The organism is Bradyrhizobium sp. USDA 4449, assembly GCF_054056275.1.
Map to the genome: position 1 here is coordinate 3,630,143 of NZ_JBSRYD010000001.1, position 14,263 is coordinate 3,644,405.

Here is a 14,263-nt window from a genome sequence, read left to right on the forward strand (position 1 = left end):
GTTCCGCCACAAGCGGTAGAAGTGTGCTCTATGACAGCTTGTCGTGAGTTCGAACCTACGACCTGACGCCACGTAAGGATCAAGTGATTTCATCCGCTGCGCGCGCAGCGAATACGAGCATCGACGTCTTCCTCACTGAAAGCGTACGATACTTCTCGACTTGAGCTGGAGATCCTCGCCTCTAAGCGGCGAACTCGCGATGTTGAACAATCCCGAGCCTCGGAATGCTGCGCTTAGTCTTGCAAATGGTGAGCGAGTCTGGACCTCCGGCGCCAGCGGTTGGGTACGGAGGAGCAGCAACGTCGCTATCGTTGATGACGAAGTCATCAGAAAACAGTACGTGGACGACGGTTTCGACGAGGGCTCGGGGATGAGCCGTCGCAGGCCACGGCTAACAGGGCCGACCCCGGGTGACGTTCTCCCAGGTATCGTCTCAGCCACCGCTGAGTGTCGCTCCACCTCGCTGTGCGGACGCTACTGCGTGGGCACTCAATTGGCGATGCGCGGAGTACGCCGGACCGGCCTTGGACGGAAGCTTATCCACCGGCGCACGCATTGAAAAATGCATGACAGCTGGTTCGCCGGGAAGCAGGCATCTCGCAAACTACGACGGGCCCTCGCGCTCTGCGCCTGTCAGAAAGATCGCGAAATCATGCTGCCCAAAGTACGACGAGCCGAAAGCTCCGGGAGAGGCGACTGAGCTGTCGCAGTTGCAGGGCGCGGGACCGTTCAATGAGGGGCTCGCCTACTCTTCCTCTTTCTCTTCCTCTGGTTCGGTGCGCTGAAACCAGGACCCAGGAGGGAATTTCGCGATATGCTTGGCAAAGCTGGACTGTGGCTCCCCAATCTTTTACTTCGCTCTTCTCGAAAGTGATGACCCCGTTGTGTGTAAAATAACGTGGTCCTTGGATATTACAGTTTACTAATAGGAGAACGCGCCACAGATCACCTTTCTGGGTCGGCTTGTGATTGGGCTTCGGTAAGTAATCTACCACAGCTTCAACGATAGTGCATCGGCCTTTCCGAAGAACATCGCCGAGCCGACCTTGGGGGGTAGTCACAAAATTGAAGTTCGACAGATCGTGTAGAAAGCGAAGGTTTGCGTTCCTTTCGCCATCTGCGACTTCACTGGCGATCAACGAGAGTGCGAGCGCGTGCCAGCCTAATTCCATCGGCTGCGCGTAGGTTGACGCAAGTTCAATTGTACCATCGAGCCCGACTTTCCAGGTGATAACGTAGTGTTCGTCCGATTTGTTGTGTTGGTGCCTGGTCCACGAAACGAAAACAAAGTCGTCTCCGCCAAGTTCAGCGACGCCCCACATTTGGGGGACGAACTGTGCCACCTTCGAGACATTGGAGATGATTTGTTCTACCGTTTCACCATCTTGCGCCCGCCAAGCCGACTTGAATCTCTCGATAAGGGGGCTGTCGACCGACCGGATACGGCTGCTCGTGGCGGCCGGCCAGGCGAGGCAGATTAGAGATGCACCTAGCCACAGATATAGCAGGGGTCTTGCAAACAGTCTCTTCATAACCTCGGCGTCTCCCATCCAGAGACTTAGGCAGCAGGTGACTTGAACTTGCTCTGAGCGAGAGGCAAGAAGTTAGCGACGACGCGATAAGGCTGTTCGACGCCGTTGCCTATGTCACGCGGCGCTAACTTCCCTGTCAGCGACAGCATTCCAATTGGCTGAGCTGGCATGCCCAGCAGCAGCAGTCTGGGCATGCCGACGGATTGCATTCTTCGTGCCAGGCAATGGGCGAAAATACGCATCGATTTTGTGTGTTCTTGTCGCCTTTCCGACGTGCGCATGTTTCGATGCTTCCATTCGGCGCATCGGCCGCAGCTTGGACCCCCTTGTCCCGCAGTAGAAGAAGCGAGCGCCTCGGATGGAAATCTGATCCCGGCTTGGAGTGCCGCTGCCACCATTGAACGGTGTGCTTCACGATCGCCTTCTTCGTTGACCTACATGCCGGCCAGCGACACGAAGCCGAGTTAGCCGCCGACGTTGAAGTCTGGCTGGCAGGCGATCAATCGGCGCGCCGCGTGTGGTGCCCGAGTGCGCCGAAAAAACCTCCGCTATCGATGCGGATCCTTTAGCAAAGAAGCCGCTGCCCGGTGCAGCTGCTGGGCGAACGCTGAAACGAAGCCGCGTCGAACGCTGCATCTGCTCGAAATGGCGGTAGTCCTCGCCGCGAACGCTGCCTTTGTCCCTGCCATCGCCATAGCGTGCAGAGGCATCCCATGGCAGCTACCGATGCTCACTCGAGACTTTCTGACACGCGATCTCTGACCAGCCAATGTTTCCGGGTGGCGGTTAATCGTTGAGACGCACAGTCATTCGCCGGTCAACGGTCATTCGCTTACCAGATGTCGCAGACTAGCTTGGTACACAATCTGAGAGGTTGACGGGAAAGGTCTCCTACCGATAATCCAGGTCGTCGAGGTTCTCCGGGGCGTGTTCGATCCGGAGCTAAGAGGGAAGCCGGTGCAATGCCGGCGCTGCCCCCGCAACTGTGAGCGGCGAGCCACTGTCCAACGATGTCACTGAAGCCTCCACGGCTTCGGGAAGGCCGGACAGCAGCGACGACCTGCAAGCCAGGAGACCTGCCCCGGCAAAATATTGGTCCACGGGCGGGGTGTCTCGGTGGTGCGCCAAGCAGCTGTCGCATGCGCGACTTCGACTGCCTGCGTCCGCCATGGCCTTGTCCCCAACAGGGGTTAAGCTATGTCTCTTCTCTCTCTTCCCGTTGCTACGCTCGGAACGCCACGCATCGGTCCACGCCGTGAACTGAAATTCGCTCTCGAAAGGTATTGGGCCGGTAGGATAAGCGAACAGCAGTTGCAAGAGGACGCATCCGGCCTGCGCGCAGCGAACTGGGCTCGTCAGAGCTCTATCGGCGTCACTATCATTCCGTCGAATGACTTCTCGCTGTATGATCAAGTGCTCGATACAAGTGTCATGGTTGGCGCGATCCCGGAGATCTACGATTCGAAGGGAGAATCCGTTTCCCTTGCGACGTACTTCGCCATGGCCCGCGGATCGCAATGCGACGACCTCGACCCGAGTGTCGGTCACGGCCTACGAGGATCTGGCGCGCCAGCGCAGGAGATGACCAAGTGGTTCGACACCAATTACCACTACATGGTTCCAGAGTTTCACAAGGGACAGGCGTTCAGGCTGTGCTCTCGCAAACCCATTGAAGAATATGAGGAAGCAAAGGGTCTGGGCTTTCAAACCCGCCCCGTTCTTATCGGACCGGTCACATTCCTAAAGCTCGGCAAGAGTGCCGATAACTCGTTCCAGCCCCTCTCCCTGTTGGATGATCTGATTCCGGTCTATATCGAGGTTCTTCATGAATTGGCCAAACGAGGGGCAAGATGGGTTCAGTTTGACGAGCCCAGCCTGGTCCTTGATCTGGACGAGGCGGCGCGAAAATCCTTGCTACATGCCTATAACCGGTTGGCAAAGGAGGGACCGGCTATCAAAATCTTGGTTGCCAGCTATTTCGGCGCACTAGGCGACAATCTGGATACTGCCTTGAGCCTGCCAGTGTCCGGCCTGCACGTCGATCTGGTTCGATCGCCGGAGTTATTGGAGCAGATCATTGCTGACGGGCGAGCTGATCTCGTCTTGTCGCTCGGTGTCATCGACGGCAGGAATGTATGGAGGTCGAACTTGTCGTCGCTACGCCAGAGGCTAGAGCCCGCGATCGCGAAGCTCGGTAAACACCGTGTACAGCTAGCTCCATCCTGCTCGTTGCTTCACGTACCAGTCGATGCTGAACTAGAGACCGGGCTCACTTCCGACGTCAAGAGCTGGCTCGCCTTCTCGGTTCAGAAGATGCGTGAGCTTGCGATCCTGGCGCGGGCACTCGCTGGCGACCGGAATGTCGGGCAAGCTCTTGCCGAGTCGGAATGCGCTGTGACTGCCCGCCGGAGTTCGCCGAAGATCCATGATGCGAATGTTGCTGCCCGGATGAGGGCGATCGACCAGAAGATGCGCCGGCGAACGAGCCCATTTGCCCGTCGTTCCGAGATTCAAAGGGTGCGCTTCGGACTACCAGCGTTCCCTACGACGACGATCGGATCATTTCCACAGACGGCTGAGGTCCGAGGTGCTCGTGCGGCGCATGCGAAAGGCACGATGAGCGACGAACAATATGACAGGTTTCTTAAGGAGGAGATAGCCCGCGCTGTACGTTGGCAGGAAGACATTGGGCTTGATGTCCTTGTGCACGGCGAATTTGAGCGCAATGACATGGTGCAGTACTTTAGCGAAAAACTCGCAGGCTTCGCATCGACCAGCAATGGATGGGTGCAGTCCTATGGCTCGCGCTGCGTTCGTCCCCCGATCCTGTTTGGCGATGTAGTGCGGCCGAAGCCGATCACCGTAGAATGGTGGCGCTACGCGCAGTCACTAACGAGCAAGCCAATGAAGGCGATGTTGACCGGACCGGTGACAATCCTGAATTGGTCGTTTGTTCGCGATGATCTTCCTAGAAGTGAGGTCTGCCGTCAGCTTGGGCTCGCAATCCGAGACGAAGTCCGCGATCTCGAGGATGCCGGTGCAGCCATGATCCAGATCGACGAACCCGCACTCCGCGAAGGATTGCCATTGCGCCGATCGGAGTGGAACGAATATCTCGATTGGACGGGAGATTGTTTCCGCATCTGCTCGTCCGGCGTTAGCGATCAAACGCAAATCCATACACATATGTGCTACTCGGAGTTTAACGACATCATCGGCGCAATCGCCGCAATGGATGCGGATGTAATATCGATTGAGACGTCGCGCTCTAAAATGGAGCTACTGAACGTATTCACAGAGTACAGGTATCCAAATCAAATTGGACCGGGTGTGTACGACATCCACTCTCCACGCGTTCCCGGGACGAGCGAAATGAAGGAACTGATGGTGTTGGCTCAGGCGCGTTTGCAGAAATCGCAGCTCTGGGTCAATCCGGACTGCGGCCTAAAAACGCGCAAATGGGAGCAAGTGCGGCCCGCGTTGGTCAACATGGTCGCTGCCGCCCGCGAGCTGCGCGCTGCATCCGATCCGCAAAACCATTGATCCCGAGCTTAGTCTGTTGTCGACGAGGTTAATTCGCTAGTGGTGATTTGCGTGCTCCACAATGTCGAACCAAAGTACCCGGCCCTTGATGGGCCGGGGATGGAGCGGCGTCCGATGAGACGGTGACGCGTCGCGCTACTTTGTCGCGGTCCGAGGGAGAATCGCCTACGGTTCGAATCAAGAGTCCGGACAGGCAGTTCTTTCTCAAGCGCACGCCGATGCTTGCGGAGATGGAAGCTGCTATCCAAGCCAGATGCGCCAATGTGCGCGTAGACAGATTCACGCTCGATAGGGCCGAAGACGGTACGCGGTCTCGATGGCGCCGGCCGCGACATAAGGCTATCGGCCGTGCCGCCGGCTGGATCAGGTCACAACCTCCGCCGTTGGCATTTGTCGCTTTCCGCAAAGCTAGACCGGCGGCCGGTATTTCCAGCAATCCCACCGGCGGCGGTGCTATGGTCCAACATGCTGTCATGTCACATCCTTTGTTGGTGAGAGACTTTCTTGCCTGCGCGTCACCATCGTTGGCTTGTCGGTGACGTCAAACGCGCCCTCGCGAGCGCGGCAGATCGCTCAGCGAGAGGGGGAAAGACGTCGGAGCCAGTGGACACCATTACGACTCGCATAGTCGCGCTCGGACACGTCATCGGGCTGATTCGCAGGTCAATGATGTAGAGGTCATCGCAAGCGGCGCAGCTTATCATGTTCAGGTAATTTTGGTGCGGCTCTGGTGCGCTTGGCAGCTGTCTTAACAACCGCTCACTGCTGTCGGACGGAAAAGCATAACGGCAAACCAAGTATTTCGGACAGCCATGCGGCGGTTACGGGGGAGCAACTTCTAGCGGAAGTCAGCTGCTGCCGCAGCATTGATAGGGGTCAAAAGCAATTGCGCTTCCGAGAATAGCGGAGCTCGACGGGCCGCTACGAGCCGGACACGCCCGGGCGAGACATTTCTCGGTCAAAGCCCCGTTTTTGCATGAGGAGCCTACGAGGCCCCGGTCACCGGCCTAAAGTAGCGGGCGATATGACAGGTTCGACAGGGGCGATCGCGCTTCCTCGAGGCAACAGGACCCTCAGCCGCGCGGTCTGTTCCTGAGGGAGCGGGACAAACCCATTTAGAAGCTGATTGAGGCAGATCAAAAACTCTCGCCCGAAGTGGGAGTAATGGTCGGGCGAAACCACATCAAGACAAGACCATGCCTTCATTTACCGTTCGGTTTATCAAGACATGTTTGTGACGATACCGGCGGCGGACATCGTGCGCGCCAGGCAGCGTTCCAGGTCGATGCGGCCTCCCTGGGTGCTGCCGCTCAGCAGGCGGAGATCGATTTCTGCAAGCAAAAGAGTGTCCGTGATTGGACAATCTTCGCTGATGTGCTCGTGCTTCGAGCACCACTTGCATGAGGTTAATCCGTTCACGTGGTCCTTTCGAGCTGAAGCCTCAGCTCTCCTGAACCCTGAGGCAACGGCCGCGTAGCCGAGGCGATCTTCACGTGCGTCAGAACGATTGCTGGAGTATCATTTGGCCGTCCAGCGACTTTAGAGAAGACTGTTGCTTCGATGTCACCAAATGAATGCATGACCGATCTACGCTCGCGTCAAAAGAGGGACGATATGTTCGATATATATCTGAATCGAAGACATCTCTTGGTCGTCCCGAAAGGCTTTGCGATCCCCGCGGGATTGGGCTTGAATTGGAAGCGAAGGAAGCGGGCGGTTCGTTCCGTGAGCGACGTCATTCGACATGATGTGCAACAGCGAGGCTACCACCGACGTCGCTTGATCCCAAATCGGGGGAAGGCGGTAGTTGAGACCGTGACACAGTCTTAGGCGGCACAGCCATGCTGCATCATTCTTCGGAACACTCTGGGGAGGGCGTCGCAGATGCCGCCCAAAGCGTTGGTTTTCGCACCCGAAGCGAAGTGGTTATCGTGCATTAAGGGCTTGAGGAGGACGGCTTCTTTTGAAAAGCTGCGCACGGCTGAAGAGCTTACCTCAAGATCATTGATATGGAGAGTTTATTTGCCTCGATGGCGAGCGCGTGAGTTTTCAGCTGTCCATTCTGAAAATACTTGCCGGTCAGCCACACGGTCGGGCGAGCATCGAAGTCGTTAAGCAGCATTTGGCTATCTATTATAGCAGCGGCCCGGAGTGGCCGGCTCGGATGAAGCGCATCGCAAGCCGCGCACCCCAACTCGATATTTTCGGCCAGAGCTTGATCGAGCGAGACGCAGGATGCTGGATCATCAGCGAGCAGGGAAGGAAATATCTCGAGACACTCGAGCAGTTAGATCGGACTGTCATGCAAGCTGAGGTGGAGCGGGAGAACGTGCAAGTGTCGACAGCTGAGCAGCCGCCACCTTTGACTTTGCAGCTAGGAATGAACGTAGGCAGGAAGCGCCCCGCAAGCGATTGAGCGTACGCAAGCCCCCAAAGCAATCATCGCCGGACGTTGGAACACAGCGACGTTCCGCTCGCTGTCCGAACGTCCCTGGTTGGAGCTGTTCAGCTTGATAGCTATTTTGGCTCATTATCCGGAACATGTCCTTCTACATGCGTAGATTCGAACGGTAAGAAGTTCATTGCGAGGCATTCAAAGAACGAATCCCTCTGCGCCGCGGCTGTACGAAATTTACAGTTCCAGAGCTTCATTAGATCCAGACGTTTCGCCTCGCGAGAGTCATATCGAATCTATATGTGGGCGGGACTGCCTATAACGTTGCCCTTTTTTTTATGGAAAACCGTGTTACAAGCCACCCCTCTTAAAAGGAGCATATATCGTGAAAAAAGCAACCAAGAAACGCGTTAAGCGACGCGAGTGGACGAGGGCAGATATCAGAGAGCTCAAAGTCCATTCAAAGGCCAGAACCCCGGTAATCAAAATAGCAAAGATGACCAAACGGAGCGTCGGTGCGCTCCGCCAGAAAGCGCTAAACCTCGGAATTGGGCTCGGACATCAGCGATAGTGTTGGATGCTGCCGGCAATGGCGCGGTAGGGCGGCTTGCAGGCCGCCCTCAGCGCCACAGAAATTTTGCGACGACTAGCTTCACCCATCCGCGCCGCGAGATTTTTTAATCGCGGTTCAATGTCGCGGTCGGGCTCACGCATCCTCTCGCCGTTGATTGTCTAAGATGGTCTCAACGGTTACGGCTATTGCGATCCTTATTGGCAGTGAAGAAATTGTCTTGGTCACAGCCCTGCGAAGGATTATGAATGCCCGAGCAATCTCGCCTCCTTCGGCAGGGGTTGGCGCTAGGCGCATGTCTCGGATAATCTAGTTGGATTTTGGATCAGGTCCGTTATTCCAACCCTTCTTCGCGTTGGTCAATTAACGAGCGACGTTGCACGATCCGCTAACCCAAAATGCACCGTACGGTTTGGGGAGTGGACTTGTGTAAGACAAACTGTCCGGTGCTATAATCCAGAGTGTTGAACGGCTAACGACGGGCTGACAGGAAAGTTGCGTCGGGATTGCTTCCCCGTTGAGAAGATTGCTCGGTCTTACCTTGTGATGTGTACGATATGAACTGCGCCTTTGCTACACTCTTCTCATATCCGTTCGGGTGTGCGTAGCATCAGCGAGAGAGATGCCGCATGTACCTTTCAAGGCCCCAGCATGCTGCTTTTGATGATAGCAAAAGCCCTATGTGTCGCGGGCGGTCTTCGGCAAAACTTCCGTATAGTGTCTTCCAACCTTTCCATAAGCGCGATCAATGTTCGTGCAATTGAGTGGTCGCTTGATTTCGTGTAGCTCCCGAGCAATTCGCAAAGCAATGGTAGTAAGCTCTTCCGCAGTCTGGCCCAATTAATCGAGCGGCGCCTAAGGCAGAGGATATGAATGGTTGTCGGTTTCAGAGTTTATACGGAAGAGCTGCTCTCAAGTGTTCTTGTGGCTGGCTTTGTTGTGCCCAATCGAGCTAACGCCGGCGGCGGGCTCTCTTCAAGCACGAATGTCTGAACCATGAGCGGACGTCTTTGGCCGTTCGTCTGCGGTGTGTTTTCTCCTCGGTCTTCCGCGATCCGGGACCACACTCCTTGGGCATTTACTCCAGCATCATCCAGACATTTTAGCTCCCCCTGAGCCCTGGTTGATGCTGGCGCTTGAAGCGTTTGGCGGGGTGGTTTCTTCCCATCCGGCGGGGGGCGCACTGATTGAGGCCGCGTCCTCTCAATTCTTGGGGCGGATCAATCGCACAGCGGCCAGCCGCGCTTTTGCCGATGCAGCATACGATCAGTATCTCGCAGAAGCAGGCAAGCGGGTCATCTTAGACAAGACACCACGATATTGGACGGCGCTTGATTTTCTCGATTCAGTCTACCCAGAAGCGCCACATATCCTCCTGATGCGCAATCCCTTTGCAATCGCTGCTTCCTTGAAATCTACGTGGGGCATCCCGCTCCGGGCAGAAAGCTCAGGTAGTGTCAGCGTCTCCAGTACCGTCGATCTCATGCTCCGTATGCCCGACGGGATCATATCCTCGCTTGCCGATTTAGTTCTGGACCTTCCTAGGTTAGCTGCGCACCGCACTCGCCCGCAAACACACTTGGTGCAATACGAAATGCTTGTGGCGCATCCTGAGAAGGAAATTCGGCGGCTGCTGGCGGCGCTCGAGTGTGATCCAGCGGCTTTCACATCGGCGGACAGGAAAAAGCAGATTATCTCCGAACCAGCAGCTTTGGAGACCGAAAAATACTAGAGCGAACGACCATCGACCAAGGTTCTGTTGAGGCGTGGCGATCTCAACTGAGCGTCGAAGAGATGCAAACAGTGACCAATCTCGTCGGCGCCGAGCTTCTTTTAGAACTCGGATATGAGGAGGAACTGCGACACGCCCGGAAAGCCGGAGTTATGGACACCGGAGAGGAGGTAACCGAACTCTATCGTCGGATATTTCGGACGTGGTGGCGTTTCCGAACTACAAAGAGGGGAGCGTTATCGGCCTCGTCTCACGCTGAAGCACCAGTCCACGTCGCCTCGAATGTCTCGGACAATCGCGACGCGGCTATCCAAATGTTGCGGGACGAAGTCGCGCGACTGGAGCAGATCCTCAATATCGCCTAATGTAGTTCGAGTGCTTGCAATCAAACAAGCTCATTAATTTGACCAATGTCGTTGGCCGCACGATCTGAGCACCCATGACGGATCACGGGGAGCGCGGCGGAATTCGATATGCTTGCCACGTCTTCAAGTCTTCTCATGAATAGATGCTAGTGGGTCGCACAAAGGGGATGCCGGCTGTGCGTAATAGTTATCGCGTTTTTCCTTGAAATAGATGCCCTTTTGCTTAAGCGACCGCTACTGCCGCCGATGTTGCCAATTTAAGGAGCGTGACCTCCATGGAGATCTTGATCCCACGTTCGTCAACGCGCCAGTGAAGGTCGCACTAGTGAATTCGCTGACCTGATCCATGTTGAGGATCTTCGGAGTGCCATACTTCGCCGCCGCCTCCAGAGCCGCCACGTCAAGACCGCACGGCTCTCAATCGATCATGTCACAAAGGTAAAGCAGCGCGGCCGATGGGAATACGTTATGTGCGCCGACCATAGTTGGTTCGGCTGGTCGATCATCATGTTGCACAAGAAATAGGGAAGATCTTGCCCGGCGTTGGCCTCGTCTTGTTCCGCCTTGCTCTCCGGGGCGATGCCCATCCTCCTCCGCATCAACCGGTGCGCGCGCGTGCAATTGACCTAACGTTCCTCAACTATCAGCATCACGATCACCGCCCTAGACCAGGAACGACCGGGGCGAGAACAGCTCTTCGAGACGCCGCATCGGCCAAGGTCGGCGTTATCGACCGGACGGGAGAGCCGAGCGCGCGATCCCAAGCAACATGCATTGCCGGCGGATTGACAGCGCCATCAATGGAAGCTTGTACGATCGAGCAGGTGCTTCAGAGGCGACAACGCCAGCACAGCGGCTCGGAAGTGAGGTTCACAGGACACACGCCTCACGCTAGGTGCTTGCGTCGGTGATGGTACTCGCTACTCACCTAGGAAGCCGCGCTTTGTGCCAGCCGAAAACACAGCGAGCTTGACGCAGCATGGATCGACTGATGAGACGTTACGCGCCGTAAAGCGGAGTAGAGCGCCGAGAGGTGCTGCCAAGGCGGTTCTTTTGCGAAAGCAATATCTCTGTTTCAGGCTCTCCGGCAGTTCAGTGCAGAAGGTACAGCAGTCAACGCGGAAGCAAGACAGGCGATACTGGATTGCTGGAGGTTTTTTACTGCCAGGGGGAGTCGTGAGGGCCGAACTCTCAAAATTTCTAGCTCGCTGCGAACCTCCGCTCGCCTCTGCGTAGGACGGGAGTGCAGTCAGAAAAAAATGCGCGAGAAGATCGTTGGAGAGGGTTGAAACGCCCCTAACGTCAAGTTGTACGATCTAAAAATGACAATGACCGTCAGCAGTGTCCGAAATCCTCAAACAGCGACAGAGCCCCGTTGCATCAAGACTCGAGCCATCAGAAATCTGAATGGGTTCGACGAAAGCTTTGTGAAGGATCGCTTTGCATCTGGGATGAAAAATTGGCTTGTCATCTTGCCGGCGGCTGAAGTCGACGGCAAGTGTTGCGTCGATCTATGGCGCTTCATTCGAGCTGTTTACCGAGGAATGCGGCGTGCCACAGAGAGGCCTCTGGTGGGATGGGCGTACTCCAAATCCAACGAAGAACACAACTTGAGGAGAACGGTTTGACAAGACAGCGCTCTTTGCTGACGCCTGGTCCATTGTCGTTATCGCTGGCGGTGAGGAGCCAGATGCAGCTTGACCTCGCATCCCGCGATGACGAGTTCAAGGAGGTGACCGCCAGCATGAGGCGGCTGATGCTCAGCCTATTGCGAAGTGCTGAGGATTATTCGGTAGTGCCTATTCAGGGAGGCGGCTCCTTTGCAATGGAGGCGGCTCTCTCTTCATTCGTGTCCCGTGTCCATAAGCCGCTTGTTTGCATAAACGGAATCTATGGCGAGCGCATTTTGCAAATTTTGCGGCTGTGGGGCGTCGAAGCGCTGAAGCTCGTCAAGCGAGCGACGGACCCTTTGGACCCTCGAGAAATCGGTGAGTATCTAACCAAGCATCCTGACGTTACGCACCTATGTTTCGTCCATTGCGAGACAACGACCGGCATCGTCAATCCCTTGCAAGAGTTAGTGGAGGAGGCAAAGCGACGTGGCGTAAAGACGATCATCGATGCGATGAGTTCTTTTGGCGCCCTCAACATCGACCTGAGCAATCGAGGACCCGACGTATTGGTCACATCGAGCAACAAGTGCATAGAAGGCCCGCCGGGGGTGGCGTTTGTCGTCACCTCGCGCCAACTGCTGGAGAATGCGGTTCAAGAACAGAGGTCGTTTGTGCTCGATGTGAGAGATCAGTGGCTCTCGCTCGAGCGCACCGGTGAGTGGCGGTCGACCCCTCCTACCCACATCGTTCAGGCCACTGCAATGGCCTTGAAGATTTTGCACGAGGAGGGCACCGATGCGAGGCGCCTTAGGTATGAAAAGGTTAGAGACGATATTGTCAAAGAACTCGAAGGCGTTGCGTCTCCGCTGCTGTCTCCGGACTTGCAGTCGCCGGTCTGCGTTGCTTTCAGTGCGCCGCCCGGAATTGTCGACCAGGCAAGCTTCGATGGACTTTATCGCCACCTGGCGGCCCACAATCTCTACGTCTACTCGAAGCTGCATCTTGCGACACGCAGCTTTCGCGTCGGTTGCATCGGGGAGATCCAACCCAGCTGGATTGAGCAGTTGGGGTGCGCTTTTCGTACCTATTTTCGGTCCGGTCAGGCCCGGTCAGAAAGGCCAGTGCCGGGGCAAGTAGCAGGGGCTCGTGTAAAGGTACCCGCTCGAGCGGCTGGAGACCGGCAGCCGTGTCTTCCTGCCGAGACTGCCGTTCTTCATGCGGGCTATCGACGCGACCCCGTGACGAAAGCTGTCGCAGTGCCGATTTACCAGAATACAGCTTATGAGCTCGATGGCGATTTAAGCCACATCGCCGACGTCTATAACGTCAAGGCCGATGGATTCACTTATACGAGGATCATCAATCCGACGACCCGCGCGCTGGAGAAGCGCTATGCCGCTGTCGACATGGGAAGGGACTCGCTCGCCGTTGCGTCAGGGCAAGCGGCGACGTTCCTTGCCATCGTGAACCTCTCAAGTGGCGAAGTGGGCGACAATATCGTCGCGTCACCGTACCTATACGGCAATACGTGGAATCTGCTCCATAACACACTAAAGCGGCTCGGAATTAGCGTCAGGACGGCAGATCCTCGGAGGCCCGAGACGTTCGAGCGCGCGATTGATGACCGCACAATATGCCTATTTGGAGAGGTGATTTCGAATCCCTGTCTGATTCCGCTCCCGGTCAAGCAGTTGGCGGAGATCGGCCGAAGGTACGGAGTGCCACTGGTCGTTGACAACACGACCACACCTCTGGCCTGCCGGCCCGCAGATCTCGGCGCGGCTATTACGACGTATTCCGCGACGAAATATATATCGGGCCATGGCACGACGCTTGGCGGGCTGATCGTTGATAACGGTGGGTTCAGCTACCGGGGAGCGTCCCGCTTTCCATTGTTTAACCGTCCCGACGAAGCGCACGGGGGAATTGTCTGGCATAACGCTGTGCGAGATGTCGGCGATCTCGGAAAGAGTGAATTCCTCCTCAAGGCTCGCATGACCTGGCTGCGCGATACCGGCGCGGCCATCGCCCCGTTTGCGAGTTTTCAGCTCATCCAAGGACTTGAGACGTTGCCTCTTCGCATGAAGCAGCACTGCGCGAATGCCAGCATCGTCGCCGGTGCTCTCAAGCAGCACCCTAAAGTGCGTCGCGTCTACTACCCGGGGCTCTTTGAAGGCGCCGATCGGGAAATCGTCGAGCAGACACTCAACACCGCATACGGATACGGTGCGATGGTCATGTTCGAAGTTGAGGATGAACAGGCTGGGCGCAAGTTCATCCAGAACGTTGAATTGATGTATCACGTTTCGAACGTGGGAGACGCCCGTACACTCGTAACCCATCCTGTCTCTACGACTCACACCACTGTCCCCCGAGAAAAGCGCGAAGCAGCCGGCATATTTGGCGGATCTATCCGACTTTGTGTCGGCATCGAAGATGTTAACGACATCCTGCGCGATCTGGACAAGGCGCTTTCCGCAATCTGACAACCTGCAAGGCGATCAGAAAAGAG

9 protein-coding genes and 1 riboswitch are annotated in these 14,263 nt (G+C 56.2%); of the genes, 6 read left to right on the forward strand and 3 right to left on the reverse strand.

From position 1 onward, the window contains the following. Positions 1-1,558: 1,558 nt before the first annotated feature. A complete protein-coding gene (locus ACVIIW_RS16895) occupies positions 1,559-1,813 on the reverse strand; it encodes a hypothetical protein (RefSeq protein WP_456701745.1) in 255 nt (84 codons plus the stop codon). Positions 1,814-2,428: 615 nt separating this feature from the next. Further along, positions 2,429-2,630: riboswitch (cobalamin riboswitch) on the forward strand. A 99-nt stretch (positions 2,631-2,729) separates the two neighbouring features. On the opposite strand from ACVIIW_RS16895, the gene metE reads away from it, so the two are divergent. Further along, on the forward strand, positions 2,730-5,075 hold the full coding sequence (gene metE, locus ACVIIW_RS16900) for a 5-methyltetrahydropteroyltriglutamate--homocysteine S-methyltransferase (protein WP_456701746.1): 2,346 nt from the start codon (positions 2,730-2,732) through the stop codon (positions 5,073-5,075). Positions 5,076-6,296: 1,221 nt separating this feature from the next. Here metE and ACVIIW_RS16905 read toward each other — a convergent pair. After that, a complete protein-coding gene (locus ACVIIW_RS16905; RefSeq protein ID WP_456701747.1) occupies positions 6,297-6,494 on the reverse strand; it encodes a hypothetical protein in 198 nt (65 codons plus the stop codon). A 622-nt stretch (positions 6,495-7,116) separates the two neighbouring features. On the opposite strand from ACVIIW_RS16905, the gene ACVIIW_RS16910 reads away from it, so the two are divergent. After that, positions 7,117-7,491, forward strand: a complete 375-nt coding sequence (locus tag ACVIIW_RS16910; protein ID WP_456701748.1) for a hypothetical protein — start codon at positions 7,117-7,119, stop codon at positions 7,489-7,491. A 364-nt stretch (positions 7,492-7,855) separates the two neighbouring features. Further along, the gene (locus ACVIIW_RS16915) at positions 7,856-8,041 is read left to right on the forward strand and encodes a hypothetical protein (protein ID WP_456701749.1); all 186 of its coding nucleotides are present in this window, start codon (positions 7,856-7,858) and stop codon (positions 8,039-8,041) included. Here the strand turns inward: ACVIIW_RS16915 and ACVIIW_RS16920 are convergent. Next, the gene (locus ACVIIW_RS16920; RefSeq protein ID WP_456701750.1) at positions 8,032-8,184 is read right to left on the reverse strand and encodes a hypothetical protein; all 153 of its coding nucleotides are present in this window, start codon (positions 8,182-8,184) and stop codon (positions 8,032-8,034) included. The two genes, ACVIIW_RS16915 and ACVIIW_RS16920, sit on opposite strands and share 10 nt — an antisense overlap. Positions 8,185-9,068: 884 nt before the next feature. Between ACVIIW_RS16920 and ACVIIW_RS16925 the strand changes: the two genes are divergently transcribed. From ACVIIW_RS16925 to ACVIIW_RS16935, 3 genes are all read left to right on the forward strand, one after another. Then, the gene (locus ACVIIW_RS16925; protein ID WP_456701751.1) at positions 9,069-9,773 is read left to right on the forward strand and encodes a sulfotransferase family protein; all 705 of its coding nucleotides are present in this window, start codon (positions 9,069-9,071) and stop codon (positions 9,771-9,773) included. A gap of 71 nt (positions 9,774-9,844) precedes the next feature. Next, positions 9,845-10,138 carry a hypothetical protein gene (locus tag ACVIIW_RS16930; RefSeq protein ID WP_456701752.1) on the forward strand — a complete coding sequence of 98 codons (294 nt, stop codon included), beginning with the start codon at positions 9,845-9,847 and terminating at the stop codon, positions 10,136-10,138. 1,576 nt (positions 10,139-11,714) lie between these two features. Next, on the forward strand, positions 11,715-14,237 hold the full coding sequence (locus ACVIIW_RS16935) for a 2-aminoethylphosphonate--pyruvate transaminase (protein ID WP_456701753.1): 2,523 nt from the start codon (positions 11,715-11,717) through the stop codon (positions 14,235-14,237). Positions 14,238-14,263: the final 26 nt, after the last annotated feature.